Origin of the sequence: Pseudomonas kitaguniensis, from assembly GCF_009296165.1 — a bacterium.
GTDB lineage: Bacteria > Pseudomonadota > Gammaproteobacteria > Pseudomonadales > Pseudomonadaceae > Aquipseudomonas > Aquipseudomonas kitaguniensis.
The window spans coordinates 1-16732 of the sequence record NZ_VUAZ01000043.1; the positions used below are offsets into that span (position 1 = coordinate 1).

At 53.8% G+C, this 16732-nt stretch carries 16 protein-coding genes and 1 pseudogene; 4 read left to right on the plus strand and 13 right to left on the minus strand.

Features of this window, described 5'->3' with window-relative positions; all coding sequences use genetic code 11:
- Window positions 1-306 precede the first annotated feature (306 nt).
- The 3 genes from F0169_RS27770 to F0169_RS08540 all read right to left on the minus strand — a co-directional run bounded on the left by F0169_RS27770 (window position 307) and on the right by F0169_RS08540 (window position 3484).
- Window positions 307-858 (minus strand): hypothetical protein, encoded by a 552-nt coding sequence (locus tag F0169_RS27770; protein WP_241679077.1) that lies wholly within the window; start codon window positions 856-858, stop codon window positions 307-309.
- A 55-nt stretch (window positions 859-913) separates the two neighbouring features.
- Complete coding sequence (locus F0169_RS08535; protein WP_024072729.1) at window positions 914-1654, minus strand: DUF1353 domain-containing protein; 741 nt, start codon at window positions 1652-1654, stop codon at window positions 914-916.
- Between the two features lie 402 nt (window positions 1655-2056).
- Window positions 2057-3484: a hypothetical protein gene (locus F0169_RS08540; protein ID WP_152746240.1), complete on the minus strand. Its 1428-nt coding sequence runs from the start codon at window positions 3482-3484 to the stop codon at window positions 2057-2059.
- Window positions 3485-4581: 1097 nt separating this feature from the next.
- Here F0169_RS08540 and F0169_RS08545 point away from each other — a divergent pair.
- Window positions 4582-5334, plus strand: a complete 753-nt coding sequence (locus tag F0169_RS08545) for a hypothetical protein (RefSeq protein ID WP_152746241.1) — start codon at window positions 4582-4584, stop codon at window positions 5332-5334.
- A gap of 304 nt (window positions 5335-5638) precedes the next feature.
- Here the strand turns inward: F0169_RS08545 and F0169_RS08550 are convergent, their stop codons facing one another.
- Both F0169_RS08550 and F0169_RS08555 read right to left on the minus strand, forming a co-directional pair.
- The gene (locus F0169_RS08550; RefSeq protein WP_152746242.1) at window positions 5639-6736 is read right to left on the minus strand and encodes a lysozyme inhibitor LprI family protein; all 1098 of its coding nucleotides are present in this window, start codon (window positions 6734-6736) and stop codon (window positions 5639-5641) included.
- Window positions 6737-6818: 82 nt separating this feature from the next.
- Window positions 6819-7685 carry a hypothetical protein gene (locus F0169_RS08555; protein ID WP_152746243.1) on the minus strand — a complete coding sequence of 289 codons (867 nt, stop codon included), beginning with the start codon at window positions 7683-7685 and terminating at the stop codon, window positions 6819-6821.
- 407 nt (window positions 7686-8092) lie between these two features.
- Between F0169_RS08555 and F0169_RS08560 the strand changes: the two genes are divergently transcribed.
- Entirely contained in the window at window positions 8093-10117 is a 2025-nt protein-coding gene (locus tag F0169_RS08560; protein WP_122250115.1) for a methyl-accepting chemotaxis protein, read from the plus strand.
- 96 nt (window positions 10118-10213) lie between these two features.
- On the opposite strand, the gene F0169_RS08565 is transcribed toward F0169_RS08560, so the two are convergent.
- From F0169_RS08565 to F0169_RS08590, 6 genes and pseudogenes are all read right to left on the minus strand, one after another.
- Window positions 10214-10765, minus strand: coding sequence for a hypothetical protein (locus F0169_RS08565; RefSeq protein WP_152746244.1), 552 nt, complete (start codon window positions 10763-10765; stop codon window positions 10214-10216).
- Window positions 10762-11334, minus strand: a complete 573-nt coding sequence (locus tag F0169_RS08570) for an RNA polymerase sigma factor (protein ID WP_152746245.1) — start codon at window positions 11332-11334, stop codon at window positions 10762-10764. Before F0169_RS08570 ends, F0169_RS08565 begins: the two co-directional genes overlap by 4 nt.
- Window positions 11335-11987: 653 nt before the next feature.
- Window positions 11988-12638, minus strand: coding sequence for a DUF799 domain-containing protein (locus tag F0169_RS08575; protein ID WP_152746246.1), 651 nt, complete (start codon window positions 12636-12638; stop codon window positions 11988-11990).
- Window positions 12635-12996: pseudogene (locus tag F0169_RS08580) on the minus strand (DUF4810 domain-containing protein). The gene F0169_RS08575 and the pseudogene F0169_RS08580 overlap by 4 nt, the downstream one beginning before the upstream one ends.
- A gap of 29 nt (window positions 12997-13025) precedes the next feature.
- Complete coding sequence (locus F0169_RS08585) at window positions 13026-13706, minus strand: CsgG/HfaB family protein (protein ID WP_172979375.1); 681 nt, start codon at window positions 13704-13706, stop codon at window positions 13026-13028.
- A 120-nt stretch (window positions 13707-13826) separates the two neighbouring features.
- A complete protein-coding gene (locus F0169_RS08590; RefSeq protein WP_152746247.1) occupies window positions 13827-14108 on the minus strand; it encodes a hypothetical protein in 282 nt (93 codons plus the stop codon).
- 87 nt (window positions 14109-14195) lie between these two features.
- On the opposite strand from F0169_RS08590, the gene F0169_RS08595 reads away from it, so the two are divergent.
- Both F0169_RS08595 and F0169_RS08600 read left to right on the plus strand, forming a co-directional pair.
- Window positions 14196-14600 carry a thioesterase family protein gene (locus tag F0169_RS08595; RefSeq protein WP_152746248.1) on the plus strand — a complete coding sequence of 135 codons (405 nt, stop codon included), beginning with the start codon at window positions 14196-14198 and terminating at the stop codon, window positions 14598-14600.
- A gap of 401 nt (window positions 14601-15001) precedes the next feature.
- On the plus strand, window positions 15002-15259 hold the full coding sequence (locus F0169_RS08600; protein ID WP_058413019.1) for a hypothetical protein: 258 nt from the start codon (window positions 15002-15004) through the stop codon (window positions 15257-15259).
- Window positions 15260-15780: 521 nt separating this feature from the next.
- Here F0169_RS08600 and F0169_RS08605 read toward each other — a convergent pair.
- A complete protein-coding gene (locus F0169_RS08605; protein ID WP_241679078.1) occupies window positions 15781-16416 on the minus strand; it encodes a hypothetical protein in 636 nt (211 codons plus the stop codon).
- Window positions 16406-16732 (minus strand): HNH/endonuclease VII fold putative polymorphic toxin (locus F0169_RS08610; protein ID WP_206670174.1); only part of this gene is annotated, 327 nt, incomplete at its 5' end. The genes F0169_RS08610 and F0169_RS08605, both read right to left, overlap by 11 nt.

Here is a 16732-nt window from a genome sequence, read left to right on the forward strand (position 1 = left end):
CGGTTCTCCCGGATTGCCCGGAATCTGAGCGTTTGTAGGAGCCTGTTTTTCGTCGCGGCTACGTTGAAATCTTTGTCCGAATACTTGTGCGACCATTTAAGATTTCAATCTCACGCGCTTACTTTTCTGCCCTGAGAACCGCGTCCGGCTTTTTCAACAGAATCGGCCAGAAGCGGCCGGTCAACAGAGGCAAAAACGAGCGCAAAGCAAATAACTATCGCCTGCCAAGACGAGATCGTTTAGGAACGGGCTCCAGGCTGCCCCGTTAAGTGAAGCGAACGGCTTAAACTATTTGTTAGGCTATTGTTACCCAGGACCGCTTGCTTCCACCAGTAAGTAATCCTGCTTTTTGTCGCACCACTTAAATGAGGCGCTAGTTATCGCAGATGAATCTTCACAGAATACACCAAAGAAATTCAAAAGAGCGTCGATTCTAATCTCATATGCCCATTTATGCCGCTGATAGTCTGAGAAAACTAGCATCGACGCAAAGGATGTACCTTCAGTAATTGTTTGCATCCAGTAGTAATGAATTAGCTGGTTGCACACCTCAAGTGCAGAGAGGGTATGAGGCTCCGGATGCTCCATTTCGAATCGTTCTTCAGGCCAGCCCGCACCCGTGATAGTAAACGGTCGATTTCCGATCTTTTTGTAACGTAGTACTGGGAGGCAAGTTCCGCGGGCTTGATCATTTACTTTTGGTCGTTCCAGGAGCGAGCGAACCTGGAAAGCAACTATCATCAGTTGTCTCTCATAGAGAACATGCTGTTTTTCAGACCAGCGTTTGTACTTACGTTTCTTACGGAGCCAAATGAGATCATTTCTAAGCTCTGCGCGCCAGTAATAGGACTCGATCATATTTAGCGCCTAACTATAAATGGACAACGTCGATGCATAGCGTCACAGGTCCACGCTATCTGATTTCGCTCAGTTCGGCGACTTGGATATCTTCGATCTCTGCGAGACTCAGGTTCTTCTGTTCAATCGTAGCCTTCATCCGCTGGAACTCAGCCTCTGATGATGAGGGTTGGACCACACGTACCTCGAAGACCGCACCTACAACTTCTTCCACCTTCTCGCGCTTCAGCAAACCTGTTGAAATTGTCCTCGAAACGAGCCTGCCGTCGCTTGCGAGAACAGCCTCCATACCAACAGGAAGTTCTGCTTTCAGCTTTTCCAGCTTCGGCGCAATCAACGCCGCCTCAGTGCGAGGTAGCATTATGCTTTTCGGCTCTGCCCATCTAGGGCCGAAATGGTACACCGCTGCGTACATGATCTTTGCCTGAGTTTCACCCACCCCAGCAGCCCGCATGGCGGTATAGAACGCCCGATGTGTGGCTCGCCAATCCCTGGTTCGTTCCACACATGCGACATCATGAATGATGGCGGCTTTTCGATACTGACCTTCGAACGGCGCCCCTATTACACTCCAAGCAACGCGAGGGATCGAAGCTCCGTCAGTGATAGTGTCCTTAGGCGCCAACCAGAAAAGTTCCTCCGGCCCCGGCCCCTTGTATGTGAAGTCTATCAAGAGCCTGGCATGGTTTTTCTCGTTCAAAAGCTCCACGTTCAGTGGTTCCGAGAATCTTCCCCAGTCTTGTGCTTGCACGCTGGCAGCAAGCAGGATCGTAGCTGCCGCAATGGCTGACTTCATTAGCCCCTCCTTGAACGCGTTCGTTGGCAGAGATCACCTTTTCAAGAGGTGACAGTAGTAAATGGCCGTCATCTTGTCCAAGCCCCCCATGTTCACGGCGAGAAAGTCACCTAGCACAGTGACAGATCACGGCCAAAAACGGGCGATGAACTTATGATCACTTCAGACGCAGTGTTGCGATGTTCGGTCATCAGAGAGGTAGAACAGATTCGGTCGTTAAGCAGTTATGGCAAGACCAACCCATGCCAAATCGGAGCCCGCATGTGCTGGTGGAAAAAATCCTCTCGCACCAGTTTTCAATGGATTGAGAGGTTTTTCCCGGTGATTCGAAAGCACAATCGATGTGTTGAGACGCTTGAAATTGCTTTATCGAGGTGAGTGCGCTGTTTTTATGACACAGCATTATGACCAAGTTAGGTATCCCGCACTCAGCTGCTTGAACCGGCTATCAAGTGGAGCTTTGCCATTACCAGGCAGATTGGCGATGAGGAAGTCGATGCATTCAAGTAATCGCTGATTGACTACACCTGATTTTAGCTTTTCTAGCGCGATGCATGCTTGTTTTCTGCAAACTTCTTGGCTTAGCCGAAGCTGTATTTCGTAGGAGGTTAAAGCGACCAGTGCTGATGGAGCCCACGTGTCGCCTAATAAAACAAGAAGCTGGTCGTAATACCCTGCACCTCTTGGTGAAACTCCGTTGTAATAGGCTCGCCCATTTCCGATACGGCACATGAGAAAAGTTTTTATGAGTTTAGGGCCAAAGTTTTGCAGGATATCTTGCTGGTTGTGGATATACGACATGATTTCGGCAGCTACGGGTGCTTCATGATGATAGTTATCCCAAGCATGATGTTTTTCTAGCAATGTATCGACCAAACCATCAACTATTATTGCCCGCTCTGCGTTGGAGCGGAAGGCATTACCGTCGACGACTTGGAAAAACTGAGCACCGAGATCATATTTATCCTTGTGAAGATTTGTATTATATCCTTCTAATGTTAAGCCTAAGCGGTATTTGAAATCGTCATTGCTCGCTTGCCAAACAGATACAGATAAAAGTGAAATGTTTTTTCGGACCTGTGGATCCGTATCCTGAGCGACGTATATCCCAAACATTGTTCTCAGTACGTTCCCGCAGTGGTGAGAAGCGAGCTCGTTGATTTTTCCAGTTATTCCTGCAAGATTGGCGGCGTCTAATGGTTGCGTATAGCTGCGTAAATTTTGAATAAATGCCTGAACCTGTAGTGCAGACTCTGTAGGTCGGTCTTTCAGGACGTCTTTGATGCAGTTTGTTAGCCAGCCTAATAGTTCGTAAGCATTGATGGTGTAATTAGTGGGGTGCGAGATACCTATGTCATTTCGCATATCGAGCATATGCTTTAATTTTTTTGATGTGGTCTCGCTGATTAGTTCAAGCTTACGACAGGTATCAAGTAGGGTTGAATCTTTTACGGAGCGAAGATCCTCCTCTGTTTGATAAAACTCTCTGTTTTTCCCGCCAATAGCTGCGTCGTAGAATATATCAAGACCGTAAGCTACGACTTTTTTGTGAAGGTCTAGGACTACTTCATTCCAGATCGCATTGAGGGAGTAATCGAAAAGACCGAATCCTGCGCCCACCACAAATTTTGAGAGATATCTAGCTCCTTGCTTCGCTTCGGGAGGAAGTGACTCGATAAGTGCCAGCAAGCTATGCCCAATAATGGCTCTGTCTTCAGCGGACGCAATAATATTGTCATGTGGGAGCCCAATGCTTTGCAGGACCTCAACGATCATCTGTGCTTGTGGATCAACTAGCTGCATTTGTGGTTTTGGAATTAGGTTGTTCATCGATGATTCCCTCCAGTTAGCGGGTGATGCTGGCTTGGTGTCGTGTAGTGATGCAAGAGCCTGCTGTTTGTAATGTTTTCTAGCTCTTGGCTACATATTCAGATGCCTTCCGCGGCGAAAACGGCCCGATCGCCAGGACTATCGGTGACGACAGACGAAGCGGATTGTTTCGCACCTGGGTGAAGCGTGCCAGCTGGGGGACGACTGCTTGGTAACTTGCATAGGACCTGTCCTTGTCAAAACGTGGATGCATTCTGCCAGTACCAGCTTGCGTAGGCTATCTTGAGCGAACACGCCATCAAAGTCCGCTTTTGGCCGGTAGCAGCCCTTCTAAGCTAAAGACTGTAGTCCGATCATCATAAGCCGCTCCTCGCAGAGCAGTTCTTGATGTAACACCTATTTGCCCTGTAACACGTCTATCGGCAAACGAAACACAGCTGTGTAACGCAAAATAAATCATTTAAAAACATATACTTAAAAAATATCGTAACACCCGTAACACCCGTAACACGGTTTTATTAGGGTACCCCCCTAGCCCCATCAGTATTGCTCCTCCAGCGAAAGGAGATCGATCATGTTCTTGGCTTTGATTAGACAGCGGGGTCCCTGCGCATGTTGGTTTGTCACGGGGTAGGAAACCCGCGTGATCGTATCAGCGGAAAGATGCCCAGCTTAGTGAACAGGTGAACCAGGTGAACTGCTGTTCATCAGTGCATTTGCCCTATGAATCGGAAAACCGCTGGGGACCCTGGGCATTTCGGATAAACGCGGGGCATAGAACCCGCCGGATCTCGTTAGTGGCTGGGCTCCAAAGTTAGTTGACTGGTTGACCGAGTTGACCGGGCCAATCGTTCACTATCCTGAACGAAACCCATGACCGTTACAGATCCGGTAAGGATGCCCTTTTCTTTTCAAGATCCTTTCAATTTCAACGTTGAAATTTCAGTAAGCTGGTGCGGCTGCCGCTACCACGATCCCGCGGGTTTCATGCCCCGTACCTTCAAGAATGCTCCAGGGTCCCCGGCGACATATCAGACCTACCCTCCCACCAGATTCGGGGGTATTTTCTCCGGTCACCCACTGGAGTAGGAAACACAATGTTCTGGCGCAGAGACAAACCGCTGAGGGTAGAGCTGCTTACACCTATCCAGGTCACTGCTTCCTCAGCCCCTGCACATCACGAGAAGTTAAATGACCCAGTTGCCAAGGAGGCGAAAACCAATACAGACCTGGCCTTCAAACTGATTACATTTGGAGCGCTAGCATCGCAAGCCGCGCTGGTGATCTACGGGTACTCGCTCCTATCCGGCAGATTTCAGCAGTTCGGTATCGACCAGAACGAGCTATCACTGGGCACATCCACACTGCTTCTGCATGGGTACACCAGTCTGTTCTCTGGTGCATTGGACGCTGCGGAACAATGGCCCATCGTAGGACCCAGCCTCCTGGCATTCGCATTTGTGGCAATTGCTGCGCTCTTTGTTGCGGTTATAACGAGGAGGCCCAAGGCCAACGTAGTGATTGGACTTGCAGCATGGATAGGGATTGCCATGTTTATGGCGTTCTTCGCTCCTGGCGCAGGAGTTCAACAAGGTAGGGGGGCGGGGCTTGCAGATTTTAAAAGGTATACCCAGTTACAAACTGCCGGGGACCTCGAAGCTGTGGATACCGTGGTAACCGACAAGGGCGAACGCCTGGTAGGCCATTTGATCCTGGCGGACAGCAAAAGTACGTTTCTACTCGTGGGCAGGATCCTATTTAAGCTTGATGGTACGACTGGCCGCGTAATCCGTGAGACGGAGCTGAAACAACGTCCTCCTGAGATGGAAAAGCTCCCACCAAAGGCGTAAATCCAGTCGCAGCAGAAAGGGCCATGTATGCCCACGTGTATGCCTAACCGACACACAACGTACGAGACCCAGTAAATACGGCAGCCTAACCGCCCAGTTCAAACGACGCCGGGCCATATAGTTAGTGGTTTCGGGCTGTCTCAGACAGTCTACGAAACACCCCAATAAGCCCGCCCTATGCGGGCTTTCTTGTTTCCGGCTATCCATCTCTCGAAGCAACCGCTCCCCCACGCCCTAGCCATCGCTGCGCAGAATGAACCAGCGGCAGCGCTCGTCCTCCGCGCCACGCACTCTGCATACCCCCTCAAACAGCCTGCGGCACCGGGCCAAACTCCAGGCATTCAGACAATGGCGTGAACTCACCTCTACGGCACAGCCATGCCGTTAAAAGGCTGTAGCCCGATGACGCTGCGACTATGTGGGCTCTGCTTTGCCTGGCTTCTCTGCGTTGTCGCGCCTCTGCCTGCGTCAGCGACTCACCTTTTCTGCGGGCGGTGCCCAACAACGAAAGGATTAACAGCCCCATGACGATGTAGAACACCGACACCAAGGTCAGCTTGGCAATCACGGTCAGTACGATATTGACGCCGCCTTGGTTGGTTTTCACCGAGGCATACACGGCATACACGACTGCCAGCAGCACGCCGGTGGCCACTGACACTTGGTACACTTCTTTGGGCATTCCCAACCAGCCGCAAACAAGGCCAATGAGCAAGCCGGTGATTGGCAACCCATTGGTAATTGCGGCGTCGGTGTAGTCATTATAGATAGTTGCCTCTTCCCGATGATGGCGTAACACCGCCCAGCAGGACGCCAGGATTGCTGCCAGCAACGCGCATTTCCATGCGACGTTGCCTGCCTGCTGCCATAGCGATTCTTTCTGTGGCGCCTGACTTGCTGGCGGCTGCGGGGCTGTCTGACGGGGTGTCGGCTGAGCATTAGCAGCCTGCTGTTGCGCGGCCTGTCGGCGTTGTTGAGAAGCCTGCTCTTGGGCTATGTAAGCTTGGTTTTCGCGGCGCGTTCTTTCAGCTTCTTCAGCGTAAGATTTGGCCATTTGCTGTTGCCGCTCAGCCTCCAGTTTCTTGCCTGTTTCGGCGCTTTTAATGTTTTCAAGTGCTTTGATACGCGCACCCAATGTTTGATCCAGGCATTTCTGTGTGGTGCATTGGTCGCGAATAACAAGCCAGTCACGCTGGGATTGGCGAAGCTCATCTGGCTGATCGGTGGCGCTCAGGGCTGCCTTGTAGCGCCCCGCAAGGATGTTATCGACGCCTGACAGGTAGCCATCACGGCAAATTTCTTTTTCGGCAAAATTGCCAGCTTTAGTGCAGTCAAAACTGGCGGCCATCGAATGGCTGGCAAGTAACAGCAATAACAGCGCAGTCGCGCGGTGAACTAACATTTAGACGATCTCCTGTCTGGCAACCCGAGAATGAATATCCCTGTCACATTCAATGTGCTGGGCTCATAACGGCCAGCTCCGTTTAGCCCCGCACGTCGGCAGGAAAGTAGTCAGGGAGTACGCAACCGGCTTCGCCCGCAATGCACAGCGCGCTGCCTTCATCCATATAGTCTTTATAAGTGCCTTGGCCGATGAATGCGGATGCGTCACCGTGACAGTTGGGACCGTCCTGCCCCTCATCAGCGCAATAGGCAGGTTGACCCTCATATTGAAAGATCACGATTTTGTCTGCGCTTGGGTTGCCCGCGACGGTGTGGCTTTCAAGTGTCTGTGTTGGCGTTGTGGCAGCGGCATTTTTTGCGCGCTCACGCTCGTTAATACCGGCCACAGCCAAGTCAAAACGGTTGGTCAGACGCTGTATGGACTCAGCCCCGCCTTTGCCCGATTTTTCGAACAGCATCCAAATATAGGTTTCGTCAGCAGGGCCGTCGACCAGGTTGATCGTGTGTTGCCCATCCGATACCTGAACACCGAGTAACCCTGTGACGGTGGCCCAACTGCGTAAAAAATGTTTGGGTGCTACAGAAAACAACAGGGCGATGTGTTTTCCACCCGCGAGTTCTGCACGGGCTTCAACTACCTTCATGCCTGTTGCCGCAAAAATTTTGTGGGCTTGCTCAGACTCGACGTAGCGGATGTCCACGTTGGACAGCAACTTATTGTCCTCAAGCGCGTCCTCAAGTTCTCTGCTTGTATCTATCCCCATGCTTGCCAACAGCCGCTCTTTGCGCTCTGGGTCTTGCGCGGTAGTGCCAGTTAGCGGGATCAGATCTTTAGGCGTAAGTTCTTCGACAGCGCTGATTGCATTGTTCGAAATAACATACAGGGGAAGGTAAAAAAACAGGCCGAATAGCAACACAGACAGCCAAATTTTAAACAGGGTACGCATTCGCAATCCTTTACGTGCTCGGGGGGTAGTCCCACCAGGCGTTCCATTCCCAAAGGTCGGGCTGTCAACGCTGGCAGTGACCGTACCCTCAGATTATCGGACGAATGTGCGATAGCTTGAGATCTGCAGAGCATCCCATCCCCAAGGCCCCTGCACACCGCCTCCACGCGTGATGCCATTGCGACATCACCGCTCTCGAAAAGATCCTTTCTTATACAAAAATATAAATTTGTACAACTTTTTATAAAGTATTTAGCATCAACGCCGACACGCTAAATGAAATGTTTAATTTCGTTCAAACGTTGAAAAGCCGAGAAAGCCGAAAAGAGCCAGGCAACCTCGAGAAAATGGACCGTTCTCACCCCAAAAACACAAACAAACCGTCCCATTCCGGGCCTGTGAGAACCATGAACATCCTTACTCCTGCCGTAAACCTGGCTAACCGCCTACGCTTCCCCACCAAGTTCGGCCTACTGGCTATCATCGTCCTGATCCCGCTGGTGTTGCTGGGCTGGCGCATCATCCATCAACTCAACGACAGCCTTGAAAATATCAGTTCGGAGCAGCTTGGCCAGCGCTACCTGATGGAGGTGACGCCGGTACTGCGCTTGTCCATGCTGCAGCGGGCGCTGACTAACCGGTTGCTGAGTGGTGACCAGACCGCTCAAGCCGACCTGTCTGCCAACCAGGCAAAGCTTGATGAGGCTTTTTCCAAACTGGCGACCATTGACAGGCAATTTAATGTGCAACTGGAAACCGGTGATCGCGTGCAGCGTTTACGGGCAGGTGCACAAAAACTGATTGAGCAGGCCAAAGGCAATGCCAACCAGGCGAAGATGTTCGACGAATGGAATGATCAACTGACGGAAACATTGAATTTCGTCTATTTCGTCTCTGCCACGTCCGGGATGGTGCTGGATGAGGATTTCGCATCGCTGTTCATGATCGATCAAAGTACCTTGAGGTTGCCGCGCCAGATCAACATTGTCGGGCAACTGCGCGGCATGACCAGCGGCCTGCGTGACGGGCAACCGTTGGGCGATGGCAACCGCTTGGTTATCCAGTCGTTGCTCAAGCAAGAGCAACTGATCCGCCTGCAACTGCAACAGAGTCTTAACCTGCTTCGTCGTAAAGAGCCTGTACTCGCCGATAAAATCCAGGCACCGGTGACTAATGCGTTACGCGACCTCGACAGTTTCCGCAGCGACCTTGAGGCCATGGTGGGCTCAACGAGCGACACCCTGAGCGGCGTACAGAACTTGCTGCCCAAGGGCAACGCCGTGGTTGCCGAGCTGTACAAGGCGCAGGACCTTTTGCAAGCTGCTCTGATGGACACGCTGGACCAACGCAGCCATGAGAAAACCTCTGAGCGGTCGCTGATCCTGGGCATGTTTGCCTTTATGGGCTTGCTGCTGGCGTATGCGTTCAGCGGTATCTACAGCGCCATGCGCAGCACCATCAACGCAGTGCTCAACGCCGCGCGGCTGATCGCTCAGGGCGACCTGACGACGCGCCTCACGGTGCAGGGCAGAGACGAGATGGCCGACGTGAGTACCAGCCTCAATCTGATGGTTCAGGCCTTCGCCGATTCGCTTTCACAGGTCGAGCGCAGTTCGCGTTCGGTGTCCGACGCCTCCACGCGCATGGGTTTGTCGATCGATCGCGCCAAGCACTCGATGAATGTTCAGCAACAGGAAACCGAGCAAGTCGCAACGGCCATCAACGAAATGACCGCCAGCGTCGCGGACGTCGCGCAAAACACCGAAGGCGCAGCGCATGCCGCCGAGCATGCGCGCCAGGCATCCAACACCGGGCTTGCGATGATGCAAGAGACGCGCGTGACCATTGAGGCGCTGGCCAACGAAGTGCAACTGAGCGCGCAGAAGGTCTCGGCGCTTGCACTGCACAGCCAGCAGATCGGCGGCGTGATTGAGGTGATTCGCAACATCGCCGACCAAACCAACTTGCTCGCACTGAACGCTGCGATTGAAGCGGCGCGAGCCGGTGAGCAAGGTCGCGGGTTTGCCGTGGTGGCTGACGAAGTTCGAACCCTGGCCTCGCGCACGCAGAACTCCACGGAAGAAATCCGCCGGATTATCCAGGAGCTTCAGGTGGCGACGTCGGCAGCCGTGGAACAAATGAAAGCGGGCGAGCAACGTGCGCAGGAATGTATTGCGTCCGCCGACCAGGCGTCGAACAGCCTGGATGCTATCAACGATGGGGTTGAGCAGATTGTCGGGATGAACACGCAGATTGCGAGTGCGGCGGTTCAGCAGCACGCCGTGTCTGAAGACATCAACCGCAATGTGACTGAAATTCGTAACGGCAGCGTCGTGCTGATGGAGGGCGTGGAAGACAACGCCATCACGGCTGAAGAGCTTTCGCTGTTGGCCGCAGAGATGCGCACGGTGGTTTCGCGCTTCAAACTGTAGGCAAGCCGCGCAGTGATGGAACACTGATACCCGCCGCTAAAACAGCCCCCGCACCGGCATCCGGTGCGGGGGCTTTTTTGTGCCTGGCTCGCCGCCTCAGCGCTTCAACGCTTCCAACCGCGCCGGCAGGTCTTCGTTGGGAAAGCGCTGGTGCAGCGCCAGCAGCTTTTCATCCGCCGCTTTGGTTTGCCCAGCCCGGCGCAGGCTCACAATTTGCTGCAAGCCCTCCTCCAGCGATGGCGATGCCACCGGGGCGCGCTTGCTGAGTGCTGCCGCGGGCTGATCCGCCAACGACGCGGCGATTTCCGCGTTAGCCGGCGCACCGTTCACGTGGGGTGCGACGGCCAGCCGGGCCATTGGCGCGGAGAAAGTCGCAGTGGCCAGCTCCGGTTGCGGCACCGGCGAGCGTGTCAGCATGCCAACCATCAGCGCTACGCCTGCGACGGTGGCAAATGCCATTTGCCAGCGCGGTCGACGGCAGGCCAGAAGCCAGCGTTGCCACAGGCTCGGCTGCGGCGCTGGCGCTTCGCGGCGGGCGGCGTTGAGGATGAACGCGTCGAGGGACGCAGGCGGTTCGCCGCTGCCGTGTTGACGAAAATGGGTGACGAGCAGGTCGTCGGGGTCCGGGGTATGTCGGGAGTCGGTCATGCGGGCATCTCCTCGGCCAGCAGGCGGCGCAGTTTCTGCTGGGCGTAACGCAGGCGGCTTTTTACGGTTTCCAGCGGGGCGCCGGTGAGCGTGGCGATTTGCGGCACTTCAAGGTCACCGTGCAGGCGCAACAGGAAGACTTCGCGCTGGTCTTCGGGCAAGTCTTGCAACGCGGCATCGAGGCGAGCCTGGTCGCGGCTCAGGCTCAGTAGCTGCTCAGGGCCGGCGCTGGCGTCGGGCTGGGCGTGCAGTTGCTCGTCGTAGCTGTCGTGCAACGGGTTGTGTAGGCCGTGCTTGCGCCAGTGATCGATCAGCCGGTTGCGGGCAATCTGAAACAGCCACGTACGAAAACTCGCCCGGCCCTGTGGCTGAGTGGCGCTGCGGATCAGGCTGAGCCAGGTCTCCTGGTAAACCTCTTCGGCCAGTTCAACCTTGTTGCTCAGCGACAACAGAAACCGATACAGGCCCTGGCGGTGCCGCGCGTACAAAACCTCGAACGCAGCAGCATCACCGGCCCGGTAGCGGGAAAGCAGCGACTCGTCGCTGGGGGAATCATGTGGAACGGCCATGTAAGGGGCGAACTCCTTTTGTGGTCACGGCTGGTTTCCTACGTCGCCCCGGCGCTGTTCGCGAGTGAACCAGGTCACCGCAAAGCTGTGCGACAACACAGTGAATGCGCAAAAAAGGCCAGGATATTGGCTTAACCTCATGAGTGAATAATCCGCTCATATGGTAAGACGCCAGGCTTCAGCGGTTCGGGTTAAGCGCAGCTGATTACAACGTTTTATTCATCCGGCTGACGCAGGTCCAGCAGCGGCGAGCGTGATCGATGGAAATCTAACCGCGTGCGCGTTCGAAATTAAACACTTTAATAATGAATAAAACGCCAAAAAGGATTCATGCAGATACATTTCGAACTTTGGAAAGTTATTCCAACACCGTTTTGTGCGCACGGCATCACAGCAATCCTTTCATGGCTGACATGGCAAACTTAAACTTCACTGAAACGGCAGTCGGGCAGAGGGGGCGATACTGTTTACAAGAGAGAGGCCAATACACGCCTCATCCTTGCTGAGGCGTTCACCGGTCGCATTGGCGATACCAACGTCAGCTTCAACCCGCAGAGCGGCCGCTACTTCATCGCCATCGATTTGACCGCGAAGCGCGATGCCGTTGCTGGTTTGAGGACCAGCAAGGACGTTGTCACGGCTGAACAGGCAACTTAGTCAGTACCGTACTTGGGGTTACGCGGGCCATACAAAATCCCCGTACGCTGCCCCGCCGACAGTAGGCGCGCACTGGTGATGCCAGCAATCGGATGCGCTGCATCAGTGGAGCTGTTGATCACTTGCTTGACCGCCGCTGTTATCAGCATACCCACCAGGCCGCCGCCGTTGTTATTGCCCTCTTCGCTGGAAGCCCGCGCCGATCCGGTCCACAGGGTGGTGCCGGTGCGCAGGTCGACCAGTTTGGCCGACGCCGTCACGGAGGTGTCGCTGGTGATCAGCATGTACTTGGTGCCGTACTCGCTGACGGTGATGTACAACGCCGCATCCGCACCAAAGATGTCATGCAGCTTGGCCGGTGCCACCGCCTGGATATCGTTGGCGGTGATCAGGCCGTTTTGGCGGAACGTTTCGTCAACCAAGGCAATCGGCATCACGTAGTAGCCTGCTTCCGCCAACGGGTACGTCACCTGAGACACCAGGCTGTAGGACGCTTGAACTTCCGGCGACTCATTAAGCGGCGGCAGTACCAAAATCGACTTCGGGCGAGCTTGCTTATAGGCGGTGTAGTCGATGGTTTTGGGGGCAGCACAACCGCCGAGCAAAGCCAGCGCCAACAGCGCGCCAGTGAGTTTTAACAGGCTCATTTAGTGGCGACTCCGGTCTTGGCGTTTTTCAGCAAAAAGTCCATGTACGCGGCGGACTCAGGGAACAACGCCTTCTCAGTGCGCAATTCCTGCACCATCTGATCATCCTTGCCCATGTTCATGTACAGCAGGCCAATTGGGCGTGGTAACCCGGCGGAGCCTTGCGGCCACTGGCGTTGATCTTTTGCAAGTCGCGCTCCAGTGCTTCCACCTGTGCTTCCTTGGGCTCGCCCTTGAAGTAGTCGTAAACCTGCGGCTGGTAGCTTTCCCACTGATACAGGGGTTGGGGCGCCGTTTGGCACCCGGCGACCGTCGCGATTGCTGTCAGCATAAGCGCCAACTTTATTGCCTTGCTCATCCGTGTACTGCTCCTTGGGGTGTCGCTGATCAGTTGCGCGGGTTCCAGGCGCCGGCGTTGATGCCGTCGACCAAGCGGTTGATCGCTTCGCGCATGGCCAGGTCAAGCACCTTGCCATTGAGGGTGGAGTCGTAGCTGGCAGTGCCGCCGAAGCCGATGACTTCGCGATTGGACAGCGCGTATTCGCCCGCGCCTTGGGTGGAATACACCACTTCAGAAGTGCTGATGTTGACGATATTCAACGCAACTTTGGCGTAAGCGACCTGAGTCTTGCCACGGCCGAGGATACCGAACAGCTGGCGGTCTCCTGTCTCTTTGCGGCCAAACTCCGTCACATCGCCGGTCACGATGTAATCCGCACCCTTGAGCTTCTGCACGGCGCCTTTGATGGAAGCCTCTTGGGAGATTTCGCCCATGTTGTCTCGGTCCAACACGCTGAAGCGGTTGGTCTGCTGCAAGTGGGTGATGAGGATGGTCTTGGCCTGGCCGCCGAGGCGGTCAACGCCATCGGAGAAAATGCCGCGCATGTAACTGGAGCGGTTGTCGAACTTGCCGACGGCAATCGGTACGCGCACGCCGGAATAGGCGACGTTGGCGCTGGCGACTTGCTCCACCGGCATGGCGCGGTTGCTCTCGGTGGCGCAACCGGCGACGGTCAGCAGCGCTGCGGCGGTAATGCCCGACAGCAGGATTTTGCAAAGTGTTTTCACGCGGTGCTCCTAGAGTAAGAAATCAGTCGCCCGCAGGTAAGCCCAGCGGGACGGGATGTGGGGTAAGGCATCAACGACGGCCGTCATCAGGCCGCCTTGGGCGTCGTGAGTGCGCGGCGCTTAGATAAGGGCCACCTCCAGCGGGTAATCGCCCTCTTCTTTGTTGGTGGCGTAGAGCTTGGCAAACAACAGACGATTGACCCGATCAATACCCAGTTGCTGGCGAAAGGTGTCATCCGACAAAAAGCGCTCGTTCTTGCCCGCCACGGTCACCAGGAAGGTGTCGAGCGAGTCAATAACAGTCTTGGAAATGGTGGCTGGCGCCGAGCGAATGCAGTCGTCCGGCTTGGAGGCGCAGCCCGCCGTGAGGCAGAAGGCGAGCAACATAGCGAACGCGCGCATGCCTGAATTCATCCCTGATAAGTATCGTGCTTTAAATAATCCCGGCACTTTACGGGGTTGCTACGGGTTCTCAAGCTTTTTCGACAGATGGCGTCAGCGTTCGAAAGGCAGCAGGCGCCGCCCTGCGTTTACAACGTTGACATGAGGCCCGCCGCTGGCAGTGCGGCGCCATTTTCCGGAGCAAATCATCCCGAACTGCAGGTGTGGGTAAAGCATCTCGACGCGGAGGGTGTTGACCCACTGGTGGCGTTAATCGCTCTAGCGGATGCGTTGCCACCGGCTGCGGTGACGGTTTTGACGGAGCCCGTGCCGCTGAGTACGGTTTCGTGGACATTCGATATCGTCAGCGCGCCCGAGGCCGGTGGCTGGTTTTTATTAAAGTCGTCTAGTCAGCAGGCCGCTGGCGGCTATTCGCTGCAAGATATGGAAGTGTGGAGCGAAGCGGGAACGCTGGTACTGAGAGGGCGGCAAACGGTGGCGGTGTTTGCCTGATGCAAGGCGACTGGCCAAGAGACTGCCGCGCCTTCAAATGCAGAACATGGCCTGCCGCTGATTTTGCGGCGATAGGCGAGAAGACAGGGGCATTGTGATTGGGCCAGTAGTTTGATGCCTTGCGTGGGTTTGGGCGCGGGGCTTATAGTCCGGCCGTCGCCCAAATAGGGCGAACGGGTTTGGCGACCCGATAACGAGTGCAAAAACGTTCTGCGTTTTTTTGCAGGCTTTTTTGCACCTGCAGAGTCGCTGTTATGGCGGCTGTGCGCGGGAGACCTTCGGGTCTGCCGGTTTCTCGTTTCCGGTTCGCCAACCTGCGTACGGCTGCCACCCAATTCGTTTGGCGACGAACAGGTGATGGCTCTCATACCATCTAAACGAGGTTTCAAATGAACCAATACATGCCCCTCACGGGCCACGACTGCACCGTCCCCGCACTGCTCATCGACACCAAAGCGCCCCTCGACGTCCTCCACGATGCCGCTGTGTTCAGAATTCGGGCAGTCACTCAACTGCTGGAAAATCTGGCTTTCCGCGAGCAACTCAGCAGCGATGCTGTGGTGCTTCAAGACTTCGCCCATTTGCTGGCTATTCCGCTGCGCGATGGGTGTGATTTGCTGGACGTCATCAGTCGGAGGCTCAATGCCGATCCTTCCTGAGTAACAGCCCGGGCGGCCTGGTGCCGCGATTTGAGCGTGAGAAATAGGCACAGCGAACCAACATTTGTCTTTGCATTAATCGTGTACTGAAGCCTATTTTTCTTCTAACGCAGACCGCTGTATGGATCTGTCACTGAATCGCCCAACTCAGAAAGAGCGAGTGAAATCTCACCAAAAAATTCCGGCGACACATCTTTGGCGTGCAAGACCTTAGAAATATATTTATTCTTTCAAGACCCAACCTCACCATAACGCTAACAACATTTTCAATTAGCTCTAGATCATAACCATTCCATGCAGACATCAGGCAATTGTAAATTCGCCCCTGGGTGCAGACATTTAAGACCCTATAGGTATGCCACTGCCTTTCACTTAAATCCGACAATAACTTTATAAAGCATTTATTACTAATTATTTGTAGGGCGAGCCCATCTAACAACTCTGCAAACTCAGTATCAAGTTCCTCAATAGTCATTGATTCTGGTAGCGCAAGTTAACCCTCCAGTTTCTTCTGCTCCATTTTAACTCAATAATTTCTCAATGATTTCTAGCAACCCGATAGATATAAAACCCCACTCATGATCATCAAACTCACCGACCTGTTTAAAAAGCAATCCATTTTCTTCGCAGACGTGACAAAAAAGACTAAAATCTTCAGCCACACTTCCAGACCACCCAACATCAAGAATGCGTTTAAATTCAAAAGTCTTGGGTGTTGCGGCAATATATGAACAGCGCTCTTCAATAATTACATCAATGACAGTCGCAATAGATAGTTCTGAAAGACGTACAGCACCGAAAAACTTTAACTTCTCATAAGCCTCTACGACAGATTCTTGCGAGTCACTACCACCCGAAATTTCACTTCCTCGAAACTTCAGCGCCCCCCACAATTTTCGATAGCGTACAATTCGAGTATCTGGCTGCCAAGCAGAGTTACCTAGGAGTAACCAAACATCATACCCGGGTAGTTTTTTATCAATCAGACTATAAATAAAACTCAGCACACCTACAAGTGACGCATTTGACGCATCAGCGACTAAAAAACTAGCTGCTGACAATACTGATCTAAAATCATCACTCGCCCAATGGGGATTAATCACATCGTTAGTAATTGAAATATCAGGCGTACTCACGACTTGAGTATCAATAGTCATAGTGATTTCCAGTTTCATCGTTAAAGTGGGACCCACGATTTTGGGAATTACCTGAACCGAAATCGTGACCTCCTGCATCATCACGGATCCTTACCGTTTTGAGACCCCCACCTGAAGCTGGAACCTCGAACTCATAAATTTTCCCCGGCTGAGGATTACCCCGTTTATCGACATTTGGTAGGGTCCGGCTAGGTTGCTGGCTTGTGGGAATGCCTGATTGACGTTTAGCTTCATTAAAAGCTCCACTTCGTCCCGCACCTGTAGGGCTCATATTCTCAGGAATTGTGCCCTTTGTACCTCCGCTAACAACATCCGC

Bases quoted from the DNA above. Each gene is read 5' to 3' on its own strand.
- F0169_RS27770 (WP_241679077.1), bottom strand. From the start codon at position 858: ATGATCGAGTCCTATTACTGGCGCGCAGAGCTTAGAAATGATCTCATT.
- F0169_RS08535 (WP_024072729.1), bottom strand. From the start codon at position 1,654: ATGAAGTCAGCCATTGCGGCAGCTACGATCCTGCTTGCTGCCAGCGTG.
- F0169_RS08540 (WP_152746240.1), bottom strand. From the start codon at position 3,484: ATGAACAACCTAATTCCAAAACCACAAATGCAGCTAGTTGATCCACAA.
- F0169_RS08545 (WP_152746241.1), top strand. From the start codon at position 4,582: ATGTTCTGGCGCAGAGACAAACCGCTGAGGGTAGAGCTGCTTACACCT.
- F0169_RS08550 (WP_152746242.1), bottom strand. From the start codon at position 6,736: ATGTTAGTTCACCGCGCGACTGCGCTGTTATTGCTGTTACTTGCCAGC.
- F0169_RS08555 (WP_152746243.1), bottom strand. From the start codon at position 7,685: ATGCGTACCCTGTTTAAAATTTGGCTGTCTGTGTTGCTATTCGGCCTG.
- F0169_RS08560 (WP_122250115.1), top strand. From the start codon at position 8,093: ATGAACATCCTTACTCCTGCCGTAAACCTGGCTAACCGCCTACGCTTC.
- F0169_RS08565 (WP_152746244.1), bottom strand. From the start codon at position 10,765: ATGACCGACTCCCGACATACCCCGGACCCCGACGACCTGCTCGTCACC.
- F0169_RS08570 (WP_152746245.1), bottom strand. From the start codon at position 11,334: ATGGCCGTTCCACATGATTCCCCCAGCGACGAGTCGCTGCTTTCCCGC.
- F0169_RS08575 (WP_152746246.1), bottom strand. From the start codon at position 12,638: ATGAGCCTGTTAAAACTCACTGGCGCGCTGTTGGCGCTGGCTTTGCTC.
- F0169_RS08590 (WP_152746247.1), bottom strand. From the start codon at position 14,108: ATGCGCGCGTTCGCTATGTTGCTCGCCTTCTGCCTCACGGCGGGCTGC.
- F0169_RS08595 (WP_152746248.1), top strand. From the start codon at position 14,196: ATGGCGTCAGCGTTCGAAAGGCAGCAGGCGCCGCCCTGCGTTTACAAC.
- F0169_RS08600 (WP_058413019.1), top strand. From the start codon at position 15,002: ATGCCCCTCACGGGCCACGACTGCACCGTCCCCGCACTGCTCATCGAC.
- F0169_RS08605 (WP_241679078.1), bottom strand. From the start codon at position 16,416: ATGACTATTGATACTCAAGTCGTGAGTACGCCTGATATTTCAATTACT.